We start from the raw sequence: 18,185 nt of genomic DNA on the forward strand, positions 1-18,185 counted from the left end.
ATAACCGTTAATGCGGTTCGCCGGCGCGGTAGATCCGCTGTGGGCGGCCGACCTTGCCGTAAATGATCTCGGCGCGCAGCTGCTGCGCGGCGGTGCAAAACTCCAGATAACGGCGCGCGGTGGTGCGGCTGAGCCCCATTTTTTGCGCAACGCTTTCAGCGGTGTGGCGCGCGGCGGGTTCGGCAAACAGTGCGCGGACCTTGCCCAGCGTCAGCTCGTCGATGCCGGCGGGCAGCGCCGCCTGCTGCTCGCCGCGGGCATAGGTGTTGAACATCTCGTCGATGCGGCGCTGGTTGAGGCGCGCTTTGTCCTTCAGCGCTTCGCGGCGTTGGCTGAAGCGCTGCAGGGTCTGGCTCAGCCGGTCATAGGCCAGCGGTTTGATCAGGTAGTCGAACACGCCGTAACGCAACGCCTCGGCCACGGTGGCCATGTCGCTGGCGGCGGTGATGAACACGATGCCGCCGCGATACCCGCTCAGCGTCAGTTCGCGCAGCAGGGTGATGCCCTGGCCGTCCGGCAGAAAGTTGTCCAGCAGAATCAGGTCCGGCTTGAAGCGCTCGGTCATGGCGCGCGCCTGCGCCAGGGTGCCGGCCAGCCAAATCTGGCGGCAGCCGCCGTTCTGGCGGATAAACTCCGCGTGCATTTCCGCCAGCGGCGTTTCGTCTTCAACGATCAGGATGTTCAGCCATTCCATAATGAAACCTACTATTGCAATCAAGATGCTAAATGAATGTAAGTAAACTGCGGCGCCAAATAAAGATTATCTCAATAATAAACACCATAAGATTAATTAAGCAAATAAAGAACATTAAATAACTTATTAACCGGGAACGGTTTGTGAAATAGGTCAATAATCGGCGTTTTTTTTCTGTTTACCATTGCTTTATCGAACGCGAAGCGGCGTTTATCTACATGGTTTTTAAGGTTTTAATTATCCTTGTTGATGTTAATTAAAATGCCTTTTTGTATTTAACTTGTTGTTTGTCAGTTAACCCAGAGAGCGTGTTATGTTAGGCGATGCCGTATTTAATCGGGTAAAGCGATCGGATCATAAAGCGATTTCGGAAATAAGCGCCTTCTTGCGCAGTAACGATCTGAATATCGACACCACGGTTGAAATATTTATTACCGTTACCCAGCACGACAAATTGGTCGCCTGCGGCGGTATCGCCGACAATATTATCAAATGCGTCGCCATCAGTCCGCTGATGCGTGGCGAAGGGTTGGCGCTGGCGCTGGCGACCGAGCTGGTGAACCTGGCCTACGAGCGCCATCACACTCAGCTGTTTATCTACACCAAGGTGCAGAACGAGCCGCTGTTCCGCCAGTGCGGTTTCTACCCGATCGCCACCGTGCCGGGCATCGTGGTGCTGATGGAAAACAGCCCGTGTCGCCTGAAGCGCTACGCCGCCCAACTGGCGAGCCAACGTCGGCCGGGCGATACCATCGGCAGCATCGTGATGAACGCCAACCCCTTCACCCGCGGGCATCAGTATCTGGTGCGTCAGGCGGCCAAACGTTGCGACTGGCTGCACCTGTTTCTGGTGAAGGAAAACACCTCGCGCTTCAGCTATGAAGACCGGCGCCGGCTGGTGCTGGCCGGCACCGCCGATATTCCCAACCTCACGGTACACGAAGGCTCGCAGTACGTGATCTCGCGCGCCACCTTCCCCTGTTACTTCATCAAGGATCAGGGCGTGGCCGACGACTGTTACACCGAAATCGATCTGAAGATCTTCCGCCAGTATCTGGCGCCCGCGCTGGGCATCACCCACCGCTTCGTCGGCAACGAGCCGTTCTGCGCGGTGACCGCGAAATACAACCGCGACATGCGTTACTGGCTGGAAACGCCGGCGCTGCCCAGCCCGCCGATCGCGCTGGTGGAAATCGAGCGTTTGCAATATCAGGGCACGGCGATCTCCGCCTCCTGGGTGCGCAAGCTGCTGGCGGCGGGGGACTTCCACGCCGCCGCGCCGCTGGTGCCGCCGGACACCCTGTACTACCTGCAGGATCTGCAAACGCAGCGCCGGGCCAAGGCGGCCCCGCATCCTTTTGAGTCCGCACAATCAGGTGAATGATGAAAATTATCCGAGAAGCAATGGCCGGCACGCTGGAATCCAGCGATGTCATGGTGCGCATCGCGCCCGCCGAGGGGCCGCAGCACGATCTGTTGATCGCCAGCAGCGTGGAAAAACAGTTCGGCGCGGCGATCCGTCGCACCCTGCTGGAGGTGCTGCAGCGCTATGAGGTGGAGCCGGTGCAGGTGATCGTCGACGACAAGGGGGCGCTGGACTGCGTGCTGCGCGCCCGGCTGGAAACCGCGCTGATGCGCGCCTGCGAGGGCGGCCAACTGCCGTGGGAGGCGAAAGATGAAAACGCTGAATAAAACCCGGCTGCGCCGCAGCATGCTGTTCGTTCCCGGCGCCAACGCGGCGATGGTCAGCAACGCCTTTATCTACCAGGCCGACGCCCTGATGTTCGATCTGGAAGACTCGGTGATCCTGCGTGAAAAAGACGCGGCGCGCCGGCTGGTGTACCACGCGCTGCAGCACCCGCTGTACCAGGAGGTGGAAACCATCGTGCGCGTCAATGCGCTCGACTCCGCCTACGGCCTGGCGGACCTGCAGGCAGTGGTGCGCGGCGGCGCGGACATCGTGCGCCTGCCGAAGACCGACAGCGCGCAGGACGTTGTCGACATGGAGCGCGAGATTGCCGCCATCGAAGCAGCCTGCGGGCGGCCGGTCGGCAGCACCGGGCTGCTGGCGGCGATCGAATCGGCGCAGGGCATCACCAACGCGGTGGCGATCGCGCACGCTTCGCCGCGGCTTATCGGCATCGCGCTGGGGGCGGAAGACTATGTGCGCAACCTGCGCACCGAACGCTCGCCGGAGGGCATCGAGCTGCTGTTCGCCCGCTGCTCGCTGCTGCAGGCGGCGCGCGCCGCCGGCATTCAGGCGTTCGACACCGTCTATTCCGACGCCAATAACGAAGCCGGCTTCCTGCAGGAAGCGGCGCTGATCAAACAGCTCGGCTTCGACGGCAAATCGCTGATCAACCCGCGCCAGATTGAGCTGCTGCACAACCTGTACGCGCCGACCGCCAAAGAGGTGGCGCACGCGCAGCGGGTGGTGGACGCCGCCGAAGCGGCGGAGCGGGAAGGGCGCGGCGTGGTGTCGCTCAACGGAAAAATGGTCGACAGCCCGGTGATTGAACGCGCCCGGCTGGTGCTGGAGCGCGCCGCGCTGTCCGGCTTGCGGGAAGAACCGGCGCAGCACGGGGAGGAAGCATGATGAACCGCCAACAACGATTGATGACCTTCGCCAACCCGGCGGATCTGCCGGGCTATCAGGACGTGTCCAAAGCCAACCTGCAGGCGCGCAAACCGCGCGATCTCAAGCTGTGCGACTCCTTGCAGGAAGCGGTGCGCCGCAGCGGACTGCAGGACGGCATGACCATCTCCTTCCACCATGCGTTTCGCGGTGGCGATTTGACCCTCAATCAGGTGATGGAGACGCTGGCGGCGATGGGGTTCCGCAACCTGACGCTGGCCTCCAGCTCGCTGACCGACTGCCATGCGCCGCTGGTTGAGCATATCCGCCACGGCGTGGTGAGCCGCATTTACACCTCCGGGCTGCGCGGCCCGTTGGCGGACGCCGTTTCGCGCGGCCTGTTGGCGGAGCCGGTGCAAATTCACTCGCACGGCGGCCGGGTCAACCTGAACGAATCCGGCGAGCTGAAGATAGACGTGGCCTTCCTCGGCGTGCCGGCCTGCGATGAGTTCGGCAACGCCAACGGCTACAGCGGTGAAGCCTGCTGCGGCTCGCTCGGCTATGCGCGGGTGGACGCCGAGGCGGCGGGCACCGTGGTGCTGCTGACCGAGCAACTGGTGCCGTATCCGCATCATCCCGCCAGCCTGGCGCAGGATCGGGTGGATCTGATCGTGCAGCTGGAGCGGGTGGGCGATGCCGACAAGATCGGCGCCGACGCCACGCGCATGACCTCGAACCCGCGCGAGCTGCTGATCGCCCGCCGCGCCGCCGAGGTGATCGCCGGCTCCGGCTACTTCACCGAAGGGTTCTCGCTGCAAACCGGCACCGGCGGCGCCTCGCTGGCGGTGACCCGGTTCCTGGAAGACAAGATGCGCGCCCGCGGCATCCACGCCGCGTTCGCCCTCGGCGGCATCACCTCGACCATGGTGGATCTGCACGAGAAAGGGCTGATCGGCAAGCTGCTGGACGTGCAGAGCTTCGATCGGGCGGCGGCGACCTCGCTGGCGCGCAACCCGCGCCATATCGAAATCAGCGCCAACCAGTACGCCAACTTCAGCTCCAAGGGCGCGTCGGTCGATCGGCTCGACGTGGTGGTGCTGAGCGCGCTGGAAATCGACACCGGCTTCAACGTTAACGTGCTGACCGGCTCCGACGGCGTGCTGCGCGGCGCGTCCGGCGGCCACTGCGACACCGCCGCCGCCGCGCGGCTGGCGATCATCGTTGCGCCGTTGGTGCGCGGGCGCATCCCGACGCTGGTGGAGCAGGTGACTACCTGCGTCACGCCGGGCTCCAGCATCGACATTCTGGTGACCGACCATGGCATCGCCGTCAACCCGGCGCGGCCGGAGCTGGCGCAGCGCCTGCGGGAGGCCGGGCTCGAGGTGGTGAGCATCGACTGGCTGCGCGCCCGCGCGCTGCAGCTGACCGGCGAACCGCAGCCGATCGCCTTTACCGACAAGGTGGTGGCGGTGGTGCGCTACCGCGACGGTTCGGTGATCGACGTGGTGCATCAGGTGGCGGAGTAAGCGATGGCCGCCGTCGATCCCCAACTGGCCGCCGAACGCGCGGTCAGCCTGCCGGCGCTGCTCACCAGCCGCGAATGCCGCCAAGCGCGCCAGCAGGCGTGGCTGGCGCAGCACGAGTGCACGCTGCTGGTGCTGACGCTGGTGGTGCCCGGCCCGGTGAAGGACAGCGCGTTGACGCGCGGCATCTTCAACCTGGGGTGGGCGGCGCTGCTGCGGCTGTGCGCCGAACAGGGTTGGCCCAGCCCGCAGGCCGAGGCGCTGGCGCTCGCCACCGGTTGCGAAGGGTTTGTGGCTCTGCGCGCCGATGCCCAGCGGGTGAAAGACTGCGCCATGCAGCTGGAGGTGAGCCGCCCGATCGGCCGACTGTGGGATATCGACGTGCTGGATACGCAGGGGCGCATTTTGTCGCGCCGCGACATCGGCCTGCCGGAACGGCGCTGCCTGTTGTGCGGCCAACCGGCCAAGATCTGCGCCCGCCAGCGGCGGCATAGCAGCGAGCAGCTGCTGCATGAAATGGAAAGGATGTTCAACGATGCGATCTCTGCCGATTAATCCACCCGCCCGTCACACCGAGCCGGCCTGCGGCTTCGCCCGCGCCGCTTTCCGCGCGCTGCTGGTGGAGGTCAACCTCACGCCCAAACCGGGGCTGGTGGATCGCCATAACACCGGCGCTCACCGCGACATGGATCTTGGGCATTTCTACCGCAGCGCCCGCGCCATCGGCGTGTGGCTGCCGCGCTTTATCCAACGCGGACGGGAAGACGCGGCTTTGCCGGCAGAGCAGCAGCTGGCGCGGCTGCGGCCGCTCGGCATGGCCTGCGAAAACCAGATGTTTCGCGCCACCGGCGGCATTAACACCCACAAGGGCAGCGTGTTCTCACTCGGGTTGCTGTGCACCGCCTTCGGCCGCCTGCAGCAGCAGGGCCGCGCCATCGGCGCAGAAGCGCTGTGCGCCGAGGTGGCGGCGATGTGCAGGGGGCTGGTGGAGCGCGAACTGCGGCGCAACAACGCCGGGCAGACCGCCGGCCAGCGGCTGTTCGCCGCGCACGGGCTGAGCGGCGCACGCGGCGAGGCGGAGTCCGGTTTTCGGTTGGTGCTTGACGGCGCGCTGCCGTTGTATCGGCAACGGCTGGCCGCCGATGGCGACGAACAGCGGGCGCTGCTGGACAGCCTGCTGTGGCTGATGGCCCACAACGACGACACCAACGTCGCCTCGCGCGGCGGCCTGCACGGGCTGCGCTGGCTGCGGCGCCGGGCGGCCTGGCTGCTGGCGCAGGGCGGCTCGGCGGGGGAAGCGGGCCTGGCGCGCCTGCGGCGCTTCGATGCCGACTGCATTGCCCGTAACCTCAGCCCCGGCGGCAGCGCCGACCTGTTGATAGTGACCTGGCTGCTGGCGCAGCTGGGTGCCCAAGAATAATAACCAAGCCTTCAGGAGAGTCCCAATGTCCCAAACCCAGGAAAAGATCTGGAAAGCGATAGCGCCGCTGGCGGTGCTCGCGATCCTGTTATTGATACCGGTACCCGACGGCATGCCGCCGCAGGCCTGGCACTACTTCGCCATCTTCGTGGCGATGATCGTCGGCATGATTCTGGAGCCGATCCCGGCCACCGCCATCAGCTTTATCGCGGTGACCGTCAGCGTGCTCAGCGCCAACTGGGTGCTGTTCGGCGCGCAGGAGCTGGCGGAGCCGGGCTTCAAGGCCGGTAAAGAGGCGCTGAAATGGGGGCTGGCGGGCTTCTCCAGCACCACCGTCTGGCTGGTGTTCGGCGCCTTTATCTTCGCGCTGGGCTACGAGGCCACCGGGCTGGGGCGGCGCATCGCGCTGTTCCTGGTGAAGTTCATGGGCAAGCGCACGCTGACGCTGGGCTATGCGGTGGTGATCATCGATATCCTGCTGGCGCCGTTCACGCCGTCCAACACCGCGCGCACCGGCGGCACGGTGTTCCCGGTGGTGAAAAACCTGCCGCCGCTGTTCGATTCTTTCCCTAACGATCCCTCCTCGCGCCGCATCGGCGGTTACCTGATGTGGATGATGGTGGTCGGCACCAGCATCAGCTCCTCGATGTTCGTCACCGGCGCCGCGCCGAACGTTTTGGGCATCGAGTTCGTCGGCAAGATTGCCGGGGTGCACATCAGCTGGATGCAGTGGTTCCTGGCGTTCCTGCCGGTCGGCCTGCTGCTGCTGATCATCGCGCCGCTGATCTCCTACTACCTGTACAAACCGGGCGTGACCCACAGCAGCGAAGTGGCCGCCTGGGCGGATACCGCGCTGGGGGAAATGGGCAAGCTGACGCGCAAGGAGTACACCCTGATCGGCCTGGTGCTGCTCAGCCTGTGTCTGTGGGTGTTCGGCGGCAAAATGCTGGACGCCACCGCGGTATGCCTGCTGGCGGTGTCGCTGATGCTGGCGCTGCACGTGGTGTCGTGGAAAGAGATCACCAAATACTCCAGCGCCTGGAACACGCTGGTTAACCTGGCGACGCTGGTGGTGATGGCCAACGGCCTAACGCGCTCCGGCTTTATCGACTGGTTCGCCCAGACCATGAGCACCCACCTGGACGGCTTCTCGCCGAACATGACGGTGGTGGCGCTGGTGCTGGTGTTCTACTTCGCCCACTATCTGTTCGCCAGCCTGTCGGCGCATACCGCCACCATGCTGCCGGTGATCCTGGCGGTCGGCAAAGGGCTGCCGGGCGTGCCGATGGAACAGCTGTCGATGCTGCTGGTGCTGTCGATCGGTATCATGGGCGTGCTGACGCCGTACGCCACCGGGCCGGGGGTGATCATCTACGGCTGTGGTTACGTGAAATCGAAAGACTACTGGCGCCTGGGCGGCATTCTCGGCGTGGTGTACATCGCCGCGCTGCTGCTGATCGGCTGGCCGATCATGAGCCTGTGGTACTGAGTTGAAGCCACGCGGCCACCGCCCGGTGGCCGCGGTTACGATCCTTTCCCGTGAACCCTGTCACACACTTGTCACACTAACCCCGCCATCATACGCAGGCAAACGCTAACACCTTAAAAATAATCATTTTCCGGGAGCCTCTGCGGATGAGAAAAAAAACGTTATTGCTGTGCCTGCCTTTGTTATTCACCGGGAATGCGCTGGCGGACGCCGGCGGTTATCAACTGGAGCAGGTGCTGGTGATGAGCCGCCATAACCTGCGCGCGCCGCTGGCCAACAACGGCAGTGTGTTGGCGCAGTCCACGCCGAAGGCCTGGCCGGCCTGGGAAACGCCGGGCGGCCAGCTGACCACCAAGGGCGGGGTGCTGGAAGTGTATATGGGGCACTACTTCAACGCCTGGCTGAAGCAGACTGGCCTGTTGCCGCAAGAGGGCTGCCCGACCGCCGGCAGCGTGTACGTCTACGCCAACAGCCTGCAGCGCACGGTGGCCACCGCGCAGTTCTTCAGCAACGGTGCGTTCCCTGGCTGCGACGTCAGCGTGCATCATCAGGACAAGATGGGCGAGATGGATCCGACCTTCAACCCGATCATCACTGACACCAGCGAAGCCTTCAACCAGCAGGCGCTGGCGGCGATGAACGCCGCGCTGGGATCGCTGAAGCTGGACGCCTCTTACCAACAGCTGGCGAAGATCATCGACTACAAGGATTCCGCCGCCTGCAAGACCGACAAACACTGTGACCTGACCAAAGAAGCCAGCGTGATGAGCGCGGTGCCGGGCAAAGAGCCGGGCGTCTCCGGCCCGCTGCGGGTGGGCAACTCGCTGGTGGACGCCTTTATGCTGCAGTATTACGAAGGTTTCCCGATGAAAGAGGTGGCCTGGGGCAAAATCGCCACCCCGCATCAGTGGCAGCAGCTGGCGCAGTTGAAAGACGGCTATCAGGATTCGCTGTTCACCTCGCCGGTGGTGGCGCAAAACGTCGCCAAACCGCTGCTGACCTACATCAACAACGCGCTGCTGGGCGAGCGCAAACCGGACGCGCCGAAGTTGACGGTGCTGGTCGGCCACGACTCCAATATCGCCTCGCTGCTGTCGGCCATGCAGTTCCAGCCGTATCAGCTGCCGCAGCAGTACGAGAAAACGCCGATCGGCGGCAAACTGGTGTTCCAGCGCTGGCGCGACGCGCAGAACGACCGTGAATTGCTGAAGATTGAGTACGTCTATCAGTCCACCGAACAGCTGCGCAAGGCGACGCCGCTGACGCTGCAAACCCCGCCGCAGCGCGTGACGCTGGCGCTGAAAGGCTGCCCGATCGACAAAGACGGCTTCTGTGCCTGGAGCGATTTCGAAAAGACCATGAAAGGCATCTTGTAATGCCCGGCCTCTCTTCCGATCGCGGGGGAGAGGCATAGGCGCGGCTGCCGGGGGATTGTGCTTGAATCCCCTCAACCGATCACCTAGCATTTCGTTAGGTGTAACGGGGAGAGAAAACCATGCGACCATCCATTGTTCTTGCAGAACATCGCCAGGCGATCCGAAAAACGGTTGGGCTGTTCCCTGCGGCCAATCCGCGGATTTTCGGCTCGGTGCTGCATGGCACCGATCGGGAGGGCAGTGATTTGGATCTGTTGGTCGATGCGTTGCCGGGTGCCACGTTGTTTGATCTGGGAGGGCTGCAGTCGGAACTGGAAGCGCTGCTGGGCATTCAGGTGGATCTGCTGACGCCGCTCGATTTGCCGCCGGCCTTTCGTCAGCAGGTTTTGGCGGAGGCCCAACCGGTATGAAAGATGCGCGGTTGGTCGATTATCTGAGCCACATGCAACAGGCGGCGCAGGATGCCTGTGATTTCGTTGATGGCTTGGCGGCGGCAGATTTTATCGAAGATAAACGCACTCAGCAGGCGGTCATTATGAGCCTGATTATTATCGGTGAAGCCGTGACGAAAATCATGGATGGCAGCCCCGCGTTTACGCAACGCCATCCTGAAATCCCCTGGAGAAACATGCGCGGCATGCGTAATCGCATTGCGCACGGTTATTTTGATATCAACCTTGAAGTGGTCTGGGCGACGGTGCAAACGGCGTTGCCGGAACTGCTTACACAGCTGTTGGCGGTACGCCAGGATGCTGAGAAGTTAAACGACGGTGATTAAGCTTTCTTTGGACAGTGACTCTGGTTCCTGCCGGAGCCCCACTTTTATCCGCAATATCGAATTTTTCACGCCGGACGGCTATCCGGGCCAGGTCGCGCGCTGCCATTTTGCGCTGGCGGAGTATCGCGACGAGAGTTTTCCCGAGGCGGGCTTTGCGCTGCCGGACCACCTGGCGCGCGCGGTGCCGAAACGCCGTGCGGAGTATCTGGCCGGGCGTGTTCTGGCGCGGCAACTGTTGGCGCCGCTCGGTTTTGCCGATTTCACCCTGGCGCGCGGCGAAGATCGCGCGCCGCAGTGGCCGCCGGGCATCGCCGGGGCGCTGAGCCATAATTCGCATACCGCGCTGTGTGCCGTACACCGCGAGAGCGGGCTGGGCGGCGTTGGGCTGGATGTGGAGACGCTGCTCTCCGACGTGCGGGCGGAGGAGCTGTGGGGGGCGATCGTTTCGGCGGGGGAGCGCGAGGCGTTACTGCGCGAGGCGCTGCCGTTCAACGAACTGCTGACGCTAACGTTTTCCGCCAAAGAGAGCCTGTTCAAGGCGCTTTATCCGCAGGTGCGCTGTTACTTCGATTTTCTCGATGCGCGCATGGTCGCCGTGGATACGCAGCGGCAGACGTTTGTATTAGCGTTGCTTAAGACCTTGACGCCAAATTGCCCCGCCGGCCGCCGGTTTAACGGGCGTTTTTGGCGTGAAGGTGACGATGTCACGACTTTTATTTTTTGCTAAAACATAATAATAACAGTGTGTTATTTCTTGCGGCACCGTAACGCGGATGTGCCGCGGCGGGCGGAAAGATTCATTCATCGGAGATTGACCCACGGTGGGGTTCCGGTGTAGTTTATTCTCCTTTTTATAGCTAATGATAATTATTCGCATAAACATTATCATTGGTAAGGCGCAACAAAGGAGTGGTCTTGTGGCGACACTGACGACAGAAAACCAAACCTTCCCCGGGTTTGTGTACGCCGAACAATCGACCTTTTTGTACCGGTCCGAATTCCGGTCCCTCTCCGCCGACGGTGTGTTTGAGCGTATCGAAACGCCGGCGTTCGGCGGCGAGCAGGAAGGCAGCGCGCTGACGCAGCATATTCGCCAGGCGCTGGCGCGCGCCAAAGCCGCCGGCCAAGAGACGCCGGTGGTGGTGGGCGCCATTCCGTTCGATACGCGCCGGCCTTCCTGCCTGTACGTGCCTGAAAACTGCCAGTTTGTCGCCAACGACAGCTTTACCCGCGCCGCGCGCCCGATGCTGCAACAGCCGCATCGCCTGGCCGCCTGCACCAGCATTCCGGACGAACCGCGCTTCAAGCACGCGGTGGCGGAAGCGGTCAGCCGTTTTAAACAAGGCAAGCTGGACAAGGCGGTGCTGTCGCGCATCCTCGACATCGAGCTGGAGCAGCCGGTGGCGGGCCACCAGATCCTCAATAACCTGATGGTGCAGAACCCGACCGGTTATCACTTTTCCCTGCCGCTGGCCGATGGCGGCGTGCTGATCGGCGCCAGCCCGGAGCTGCTGATCCGCAAGCAGGGCGGCGAGATCCACACCAACCCGCTGGCGGGCTCGGCGCGCCGTCAGGACGATCCGCAACAGGATCGCCTCGGCAGCGAGCGCCTGATGCGCTCGACCAAAGACAAATACGAACATAAGCTGGTGATCGACGACATCCGTCGGCACCTGGCGCCGCTGTGCGCCAGCCTGAGCGTGCCCAGCGGCCCGTCGCTGCTCAGTACCGGCACCATGTGGCATTTGTCCACCCGCATTTGCGGCGAGCTGCTGAACCCGAATCTCAACGTGATGCAGCTGGCCTGTCTGCTGCATCCGACGCCGGCGCTGTGCGGCTTCCCGACCGAGAGCGCCCGCCAACTGATCGCCGATCTGGAACCGCACGATCGCGGCCTGTTCAGCGGCATCGTCGGCTGGTGCGACGCCAACGGCGACGGCGAGTGGGCGATCGTCATCCGCAGCGGCCTGCTGCGCGGCAACCGGGTGCGGCTGTTCGCCGGCGCGGGTATCGTCGCCGCCTCGACGCCGCAGTCCGAGTGGCTGGAAACCGCCGCCAAACTGGGCACCATGCTCAACGCTTTCGGCCTGAACAGCGGCGCGCTGTAGGGCCACTTTGCGGCGCAGCGCGCGCCGCATCCTATCCTTTTCGCAGGAGACAACGATGAACAACAACATGACCCGGCTGTGCGCCCGGATGGCGGTGCGCGCATGAGCATTCAGATGGATTTCACCGGCAAACGCGTGTGGGTGACCGGCGCGGCGCGCGGCATCGGCGAGCAGATCGCCCGGCATTTTTTGACGCAGGGCGCCGAGGTGGTGGGGTTTGACCGCGAGTTCGCCAACCCGGATTTGCCTTACCCTTGCGTGACGCTGGACATCAGCCGGCCGGAGCAGGTGGAGGCGGTGTGCCGCCAACAGCTGGCGGAGAACCCGCAACTGGACGTGTTGGTCAACGCAGCCGGCATTCTGCGCATGGGCAATACCGAAGATCTGAGCGTGGATGACTGGCATCAGTGCATCAACGTCAATGCCTCGGGGGCGTTTTACCTGTTCCGTGCCGTGCTGCCGCACTTCAAGGCGCAGCGCAGCGGGGCGATCGTCAGCATCGGCTCCAACGCCGCGCACGTACCGCGCGCGCAGATGGCGGCCTACTGCGCTTCCAAGGCGGCGCTGACCAGCCTGAACCACTGCGTGGGGCTGGAAATGGCGCCGTTCGGCGTGCGGTGCAATCTGGTGTCGCCGGGCTCGACCGACACGCCGATGCAGCGCGGCATGTGGCAAACCGACGATGCACAGCAACGCACCATCGCCGGCTTCCCCGAGATGTTCAAGCTGGGGATCCCGCTGGGTAAAATCGCTCGCCCGGACGAGATCGCCAACGCGGTGTTGTTCCTGGCCTCCGACCTGGCCAGCCACATCACCATGCAGGACATCGTGATCGACGGCGGCGCCACGCTGGCCGCCTGAGTCAGACCCGCTGGCGGCGCAGCAGGTGCTGCGCGCCTTCCGCCGCCAGCAGCAGCACCGCCAGCCAGATCGCCAGATAGGTTGGCCATTCGCTTTGGCTGATGCTCTCGCCGAGCAGCAGCGCGACGATCACCAGCAGCACCGGTTCCACATAGCTCAGCAGGCCGAACAGGCTGAACGGCAGCAGGCGGCTGGCGAGGATATAACACACCAATGCCACGGCGCTGATGACGCCGAGTAGCGGAATGCGCCAATACAGCTCGGCATTGATCGACAGCGCCGCCGCGCCGCCGTCGCCGAAGGCGAACCAGGCCGCCGCCGGCAGCATCAGCGCCAGCTCGCACCACAGCCCGCCGAGATTGTCGGTGCCGAAACGCCGCCGCAAAATAAAGTAGAGCGGATAGCCCAGCGCCACCACCAGCGTCGGCCATGATACGCCGCCCGCCTGATACAGCTCATTGCCCACCCCCACCATGGCGCACGCCACCGCCAGCGTTTGCAGCAGCGACAGCCGATCGCGGTAGATCAAACGGCCCGCCAGCACCATGGTCAGCGGCAGCAGAAAATAGCCGAGCGATACGTCGAGCGCCTTGCCGTGCAGCGGCGCCCACAGGAACAGCCACAGCTGCACCCCCAGCAGCGCCGAGGTGAGCAGCAGCCCCAGCAGGCGTTGCGGCCGTTGGCCGATCCCGACCAGCGTGTCGCTCACCCTGCGCCAATCGCCGGACAGCGCCATGAACAGCGTCAGGAACGGCAGCGTCAGCAGCGTGCGCCAGCCGTAGACCTGTTCGCCGTTCAGCGGGGTGAGGGTAGAGGTGAAGTAATACATCGCGCCGAACAAGATGGAGGCGACGACCGAAAGAGTGATGCCCTTAATCACACGCATTCCTGGTGAGTGATTGATTTTATGGCGGCTACTGTAGAGAAATTTGCCGCCAACGACAATGGCGTTGCCGGGCGCTGGACAATCGGCGGCGGCGGGTTACAATGACTACTGTGTATTCATACAGGATATGGCGATGACAATCGATCTTTTTGAAGACGCGCTGCCGCCGCCGTGGCGCGAAGAGATCGCCCCCGGCGCGGTGGTGATGCACGGTTTTGTGCGCGATCACGGGCCGGAGCTGCTGGCGGCGGTGCAGGGCGTGGTGGCCCAGGTGCCGTGGCAGCACTTGACCACGCCCGGCGGGCACGTGATGTCGGTGGCGATGAGCTGGTGCGGCAACGGCTGGACCAGCGACAGCCGCGGCTACCGCTATTCGGAACGCGATGCACGCAGCGGCAAACGCTGGCCGGCCATTCCGCCGATCCTGATGGCGCTGGCGGACGAAGCCGCGCAGCAGGCGGGCTTTGGCCCCTTCGTGCCGGATTCCTGTTTGATGAACCGTTACGATCCGGGCAGCAAGCTGTCGCTGCATCAGGATAAAGACGAACACGACTTCGGCGCGCCGATCGTCTCGGTGTCGCTCGGGCTGCCGGCGGTATTTCAGTTTGGCGGGCTGCAACGCAGCGACCGGGCGCGGCGCATTCCGCTGGCGCACGGCGATGTGGTGGTGTGGGGCGGCCCATCGAGGCTCTGTTTTCACGGCATCCTGCCGGTCAAGGAAGGCTACCACTCGCTGGTGGGGCCGCACCGCATCAACATCACGCTACGCAAGGCGCTTTAACTGCGGCTCCTGCGCCAGGCAGGCGACGAGATAGTCGATAAACACCCGCAGTTTGGGCGGCAGATACTGGTTGGGCGCGTAAAGCAACCACAGGCCGCCGTGATAGCTGCTGAGGAAATCCCATTCCGGCAACACCTGCACGGTCTCGCCGTCGTCGAGCGCCTGGCGGGCGGTAAAGTACGGCAGGCTGCCGATGCCGATATGCCGTTTCACCGCGTCCAGCCGCACGCCGGTGTGGTTGGCGGCGTAGCGGCCGCGCACGTTGACCGTCACCGTTTTGCCGCTGCGGCGGAACTTCCATTGCGCATCGCTCGGCGTCTCTCCCAGATAGATGCAGCTGTGCGCCGCCAGATCGTGCGGGTGCTGCGGCGTGCCGTGCTGCGCCAGGTAGTGCGGCGTGGCGCACAGCAGATGGTCTATTCTCATCAACTGGCGGCCGATCAACCCGGGCGACGGGCGATCGGTAATGCGCAGCGCCAGATCGACCCGATCGTCGATCAAATCCATGTAGCGATCTTCCAGCCGCAGCCTCACGTCCACCTTTGGGTAGCGGCGCAGGAACTCCGGCATGTGCGGATGCAGCACGAAGCGGCCCACCGCTTTGGGTACGCTGACGCTGACCAGCCCTTCGGGCTCCACGGCGCCGCGCCCGCCGATCGCCATGACCGCGTCGGCCGCCGCCAGCAGGGTGCGGCAGTGCGCAAACGCCTCTTCGCCGTTTTCGCTCAGCCGCAGTTTGCGGGTGGTGCGGTGCAGCAGCTGCAGCGCCAGCGCCTGCTCGAGCTTCGCCACGCTGCGGCTGACGGCGGAAGGCGAAGTGCCCAGCTTGCGGGCGGCGGCGGAAAAACTGCCGCTCTCTACCACCTGAACGAAAATGGCCATTTCGGGCAACAGCGCGTAAGAAAGATTTGTGCTCATGACGCAAAGGTCCATTGTGATGGCGGCGGATTATGCTCCGATTATGACATGAATATAATGGCTCTTCGAACCGAGGAGAAAAATGATGACCGAACGACGTTATTACTACAGCGACGATTTACAGGGCCAGGCACGGGTGTTGAGCTGCGCGCCGGCCGAGGCGGGCGCTTACGCCGTGGAGCTGGACGCCACGCTGTTCCACCCGCAGGGCGGCGGCCAGCCGTCCGATGTGGGAGCGTTAGACGGCGTCGCCGTGCTACGGGTGCAGCAGCAGGGGGATTCCGTGGTGCACTTTACCGCCGCGCCGCTGCCGATCGGGCCGGTCACGATGCAAATCGATGAAGCGCAGCGTCGGCTGCACGCCCGTTGGCACTCCGGCGGGCATCTGATCGGCTGGCTGGGCGAAACCCGGGGGTGGCGGCCGGTCAAGGCGCATCATTGGCCGGGGGAAGGGCGCATCACTTTCGCGCCGGGACCGGATGCACAGACGATAGAAGCGGACTTTTTGCAGGCGGAGCTGACGCGCTTGATTGCTGCCGATTTACCGCGCCGCCAGCAGGCGGTGGACGGTTTGCGCCAGATCGGTTTCGGCGAGCTGCCCGCCTACGGCTGTGGCGGCACCCATGTCGCCGCGCTGGGCGAGGTGGGCGCGATCGCGATCACCGGCATAAAGATGAAGAAAGGGCAGTTGAATGTGCAGTATGAGCTGGGTTGAATAAGGGAGAGCGGCTCAACGCCCGGCCTGCCGCAGCTGGGTGCAGAATGCGCATTGACATCCCGCTACCGGCACTGCCGCGCAGCTGCCGATGTTCACCGGCTGGGCGTCCATGGCGTGAAAGCCGTAAAACAGATTTTCGATGTTTTGTTCCGCCGCGCGCGCCTGTTCCGGGCGCGGTTCGGGCACTTTTGACTGAAACGCCGCGGCCTTGCCGGCCAACAGGCTGAGAAACAGCAGCGACAGCTGGATTTTCATCGTCGTCTTCCTTTGGCTGAGATTTTGATACTTTATAACAAAATGCATTCGCCGCCAAGCGACGCGTCTTGTGCGATTTACACCATTGGTTAGCGAAATTAGTTCGTTCAATTCCCCGCCGATTTGGTTTGTTATCTAACCCATAACTTTCAGAAATAATATGGGTGCGGCGCGAATGTTTAAGTTTTCTTTCAAGGTATTAACCGGTGGAATAGCGGTGGCGTTAGGAGGGGCGGCGGCGATGAGCCCGGCGTTGGCGGCGGTGCAGGGCGGCACGCTGATCTACCTTGAACAGCAGGCGCACACCAATCTTTATCCGCCTTCCGGTGGGTTTTACCCCAACGGCGGTATTCTCAATCAGATCACCGATAAGCTGACTTACCAGAACCCCAAGACGCTGGAAATTGAACCCTGGATCGCCGAGTCCTGGAGCAGCAACGCCGACAAAACCGAATATACCTTCAAGCTGCGCCCCGGCGTGACTTTCTCCGACGGCACGCCACTGGACGCCAACGCGGTGGCGAAGAACTTCGACACTTACGGGCTGGGCAACAAGGAGAAACGCCTGCCGGTTTCCGAGGTAATCAATAACTACCAGCGCAGCGAAGTGGTGGATCCGCTGACGGTTAAATTCTACTTCACGCGGTCGTCGCCGGGTTTCCTGCAGGGCACCGCCACTATTGGCTCCGGGCTGGTATCGCTCGGCACGTTGAACCGCAGCTACGACGAACTGGGCGATGCGCGCCATATCATCGGTTCCGGTCCGTTTGTGGTCAGCGGCGAAACGCTGGGGCGTGAGGTCGAGCTCAGCGCCCGCAAGGATTATGACTGGGGGCCGGCCAAATCGCCCCAACAAGGGCGAGCTAATCTGGACGGCATCAAGGTGATCGTCACCGGTGAGGACAGCGTGCGCATCGGTGCGCTGCAGGCCGGGCAGGCGGATTTTATCCGCCAGATCCAGGCCTATGACGAGAAGCAAACGCAGGATCAGGGCTTTATCATTTATGCCGCACCGACGCGCGGCGTCAACGACAGCATCGCTTTCCGGCCGGATAACCCGCTGGTGGCCGATCTGCGCGTGCGTCAGGCGCTGCTGCATGCCACCGACAGCAAACAGATCGTCGATACGCTGTTCTCCGCCAACTACCCGCAGGCCAAATCGGTGATCGCCTCCTCGGCCGCCGGCTTTGTCGATCTGTCCGACAAGCTGAAATTTGACCCGCAGCAGGCTAACCGGCTGTTGGATGAAGCGGGTTGGAAAAAGGGCGGCGACGGGCTGCGGGAAAAGGACGGCAAGAAGCTGGTGCTGACGGTGTATGAATCGTTGCCGCAGCCGCAGAACAAGGCGGTGTTGCAGCTGGTTTCGCAGCAGTGGGGGAAGGTCGGCGCGCGGCTGAACATTCTGGCGGGCGACGCCGGCAGCCGGGTGGCGGATAATCTCGACCCACAGAAAACCCCGGCGACGGTGGTGGAGGTGGGGCGCGCCGATCCGGACGTGATCAAAAGTCAGTTTTATCCAACCAATCGCGATGGGCTGCTGCAGAAGGGCGGTACCAGCAGCAACAGCAATTTTAGCGATGACAAGCTGAACGCCCTGCTGCTCGGCATTGCCTCCGAGGTTGACGCGCAAAAGCGCCTGCAGACAGCCGGTGAGGCGCAAAACTACCTGATTGACCAGGCCTACGTGATCCCGTTTTTTGAGGAGCCGCAGGTGTTCGCCGGCGCGCCTTATTTGAAGGGGGTGAGCTTCGAAGCGGTCGGCCGCCCGAGCTTCTACGGCGCCTGGTTAGAGAAACATTAAGG

At 63.3% G+C, this 18,185-nt stretch carries 20 protein-coding genes; 16 read left to right on the forward strand and 4 right to left on the reverse strand.

The annotated features are described in order from the left end of the window. Positions 1 to 7 precede the first annotated feature (7 nt). Positions 8 to 694, reverse strand: coding sequence for a two-component response regulator DpiA (gene dpiA, locus WA302_RS11450; RefSeq protein ID WP_021505854.1), 687 nt, complete (start codon positions 692 to 694; stop codon positions 8 to 10). Between the two features lie 313 nt (positions 695 to 1,007). Between dpiA and citC the strand changes: the two genes are divergently transcribed. The 13 genes from citC (at position 1,008) to dhbA (ending at position 12,824) form a co-directional block, all read left to right on the forward strand. Further along, positions 1,008 to 2,078, forward strand: coding sequence for a [citrate (pro-3S)-lyase] ligase (citC, locus tag WA302_RS11455; RefSeq protein WP_004940809.1), 1,071 nt, complete (start codon positions 1,008 to 1,010; stop codon positions 2,076 to 2,078). Beyond that, positions 2,078 to 2,386, forward strand: a complete 309-nt coding sequence (gene citD / locus WA302_RS11460; protein WP_004940811.1) for a citrate lyase acyl carrier protein — start codon at positions 2,078 to 2,080, stop codon at positions 2,384 to 2,386. Before citC ends, citD begins: the two co-directional genes overlap by 1 nt. Next, entirely contained in the window at positions 2,370 to 3,290 is a 921-nt protein-coding gene (gene citE, locus WA302_RS11465) for a citrate (pro-3S)-lyase subunit beta (RefSeq protein WP_016927085.1), read from the forward strand. The genes citD and citE overlap by 17 nt, the downstream gene beginning before the upstream one ends. After that, complete coding sequence (gene citF, locus WA302_RS11470) at positions 3,290 to 4,795, forward strand: citrate lyase subunit alpha (protein WP_261456525.1); 1,506 nt, start codon at positions 3,290 to 3,292, stop codon at positions 4,793 to 4,795. Before citE ends, citF begins: the two co-directional genes overlap by 1 nt. 3 nt (positions 4,796 to 4,798) lie before the next feature. After that, a complete protein-coding gene (gene citX, locus WA302_RS11475; RefSeq protein WP_049204979.1) occupies positions 4,799 to 5,347 on the forward strand; it encodes a citrate lyase holo-[acyl-carrier protein] synthase in 549 nt (182 codons plus the stop codon). Next, positions 5,328 to 6,212: a triphosphoribosyl-dephospho-CoA synthase CitG gene (gene citG, locus WA302_RS11480; RefSeq protein ID WP_261456496.1), complete on the forward strand. Its 885-nt coding sequence runs from the start codon at positions 5,328 to 5,330 to the stop codon at positions 6,210 to 6,212. The genes citX and citG overlap by 20 nt, the downstream gene beginning before the upstream one ends. A 25-nt stretch (positions 6,213 to 6,237) precedes the next feature. Continuing rightward, the gene (locus tag WA302_RS11485; protein WP_004940821.1) at positions 6,238 to 7,701 is read left to right on the forward strand and encodes an anion permease; all 1,464 of its coding nucleotides are present in this window, start codon (positions 6,238 to 6,240) and stop codon (positions 7,699 to 7,701) included. Between the two features lie 146 nt (positions 7,702 to 7,847). Continuing rightward, on the forward strand, positions 7,848 to 9,077 hold the full coding sequence (gene agp / locus WA302_RS11490) for a bifunctional glucose-1-phosphatase/inositol phosphatase (RefSeq protein WP_043143150.1): 1,230 nt from the start codon (positions 7,848 to 7,850) through the stop codon (positions 9,075 to 9,077). Positions 9,078 to 9,196: 119 nt separating this feature from the next. Further along, positions 9,197 to 9,487, forward strand: a complete 291-nt coding sequence (locus WA302_RS11495; RefSeq protein WP_015378435.1) for a nucleotidyltransferase family protein — start codon at positions 9,197 to 9,199, stop codon at positions 9,485 to 9,487. Next, complete coding sequence (locus WA302_RS11500; protein WP_043143151.1) at positions 9,484 to 9,855, forward strand: HepT-like ribonuclease domain-containing protein; 372 nt, start codon at positions 9,484 to 9,486, stop codon at positions 9,853 to 9,855. Before WA302_RS11495 ends, WA302_RS11500 begins: the two co-directional genes overlap by 4 nt. A gap of 7 nt (positions 9,856 to 9,862) precedes the next feature. Beyond that, a complete protein-coding gene (locus WA302_RS11505) occupies positions 9,863 to 10,582 on the forward strand; it encodes a 4'-phosphopantetheinyl transferase family protein (RefSeq protein WP_261456495.1) in 720 nt (239 codons plus the stop codon). A 190-nt stretch (positions 10,583 to 10,772) separates the two neighbouring features. After that, on the forward strand, positions 10,773 to 11,963 hold the full coding sequence (locus WA302_RS11510) for an isochorismate synthase (protein ID WP_315903102.1): 1,191 nt from the start codon (positions 10,773 to 10,775) through the stop codon (positions 11,961 to 11,963). Between the two features lie 102 nt (positions 11,964 to 12,065). Further along, a complete protein-coding gene (gene dhbA / locus WA302_RS11515; RefSeq protein ID WP_025303452.1) occupies positions 12,066 to 12,824 on the forward strand; it encodes a 2,3-dihydro-2,3-dihydroxybenzoate dehydrogenase in 759 nt (252 codons plus the stop codon). Between the two features lies 1 nt (position 12,825). Here the strand turns inward: dhbA and rarD are convergent, their stop codons facing one another. Next, positions 12,826 to 13,704 (reverse strand): EamA family transporter RarD, encoded by an 879-nt coding sequence (gene rarD, locus WA302_RS11520; RefSeq protein WP_261456494.1) that lies wholly within the window; start codon positions 13,702 to 13,704, stop codon positions 12,826 to 12,828. Between the two features lie 139 nt (positions 13,705 to 13,843). Here rarD and alkB point away from each other — a divergent pair, with 139 nt between their 5' ends. Continuing rightward, positions 13,844 to 14,491: a DNA oxidative demethylase AlkB gene (gene alkB / locus WA302_RS11525; protein WP_049295948.1), complete on the forward strand. Its 648-nt coding sequence runs from the start codon at positions 13,844 to 13,846 to the stop codon at positions 14,489 to 14,491. On the opposite strand, the gene WA302_RS11530 is transcribed toward alkB, so the two are convergent. Next, on the reverse strand, positions 14,474 to 15,409 hold the full coding sequence (locus tag WA302_RS11530; protein ID WP_325977274.1) for a LysR family transcriptional regulator: 936 nt from the start codon (positions 15,407 to 15,409) through the stop codon (positions 14,474 to 14,476). The two genes, alkB and WA302_RS11530, sit on opposite strands and share 18 nt — an antisense overlap. An 85-nt stretch (positions 15,410 to 15,494) precedes the next feature. On the opposite strand from WA302_RS11530, the gene WA302_RS11535 reads away from it, so the two are divergent. Then, positions 15,495 to 16,124 carry a serine-tRNA(Ala) deacylase AlaX gene (locus WA302_RS11535; RefSeq protein WP_025303448.1) on the forward strand — a complete coding sequence of 210 codons (630 nt, stop codon included), beginning with the start codon at positions 15,495 to 15,497 and terminating at the stop codon, positions 16,122 to 16,124. A gap of 15 nt (positions 16,125 to 16,139) precedes the next feature. On the opposite strand, the gene WA302_RS11540 is transcribed toward WA302_RS11535, so the two are convergent. Next, positions 16,140 to 16,382, reverse strand: a complete 243-nt coding sequence (locus WA302_RS11540) for a hypothetical protein (RefSeq protein WP_025303447.1) — start codon at positions 16,380 to 16,382, stop codon at positions 16,140 to 16,142. A 241-nt stretch (positions 16,383 to 16,623) separates the two neighbouring features. Between WA302_RS11540 and WA302_RS11545 the strand changes: the two genes are divergently transcribed. Then, positions 16,624 to 18,183, forward strand: a complete 1,560-nt coding sequence (locus tag WA302_RS11545) for a TIGR04028 family ABC transporter substrate-binding protein (protein ID WP_226905719.1) — start codon at positions 16,624 to 16,626, stop codon at positions 18,181 to 18,183. Positions 18,184 to 18,185 lie beyond the last annotated feature (2 nt).

Origin of the sequence: Serratia sp. 201 (genome assembly GCF_037027545.1) — a bacterium.
In the GTDB taxonomy this organism is placed as follows: domain Bacteria; phylum Pseudomonadota; class Gammaproteobacteria; order Enterobacterales; family Enterobacteriaceae; genus Serratia; species Serratia bockelmannii.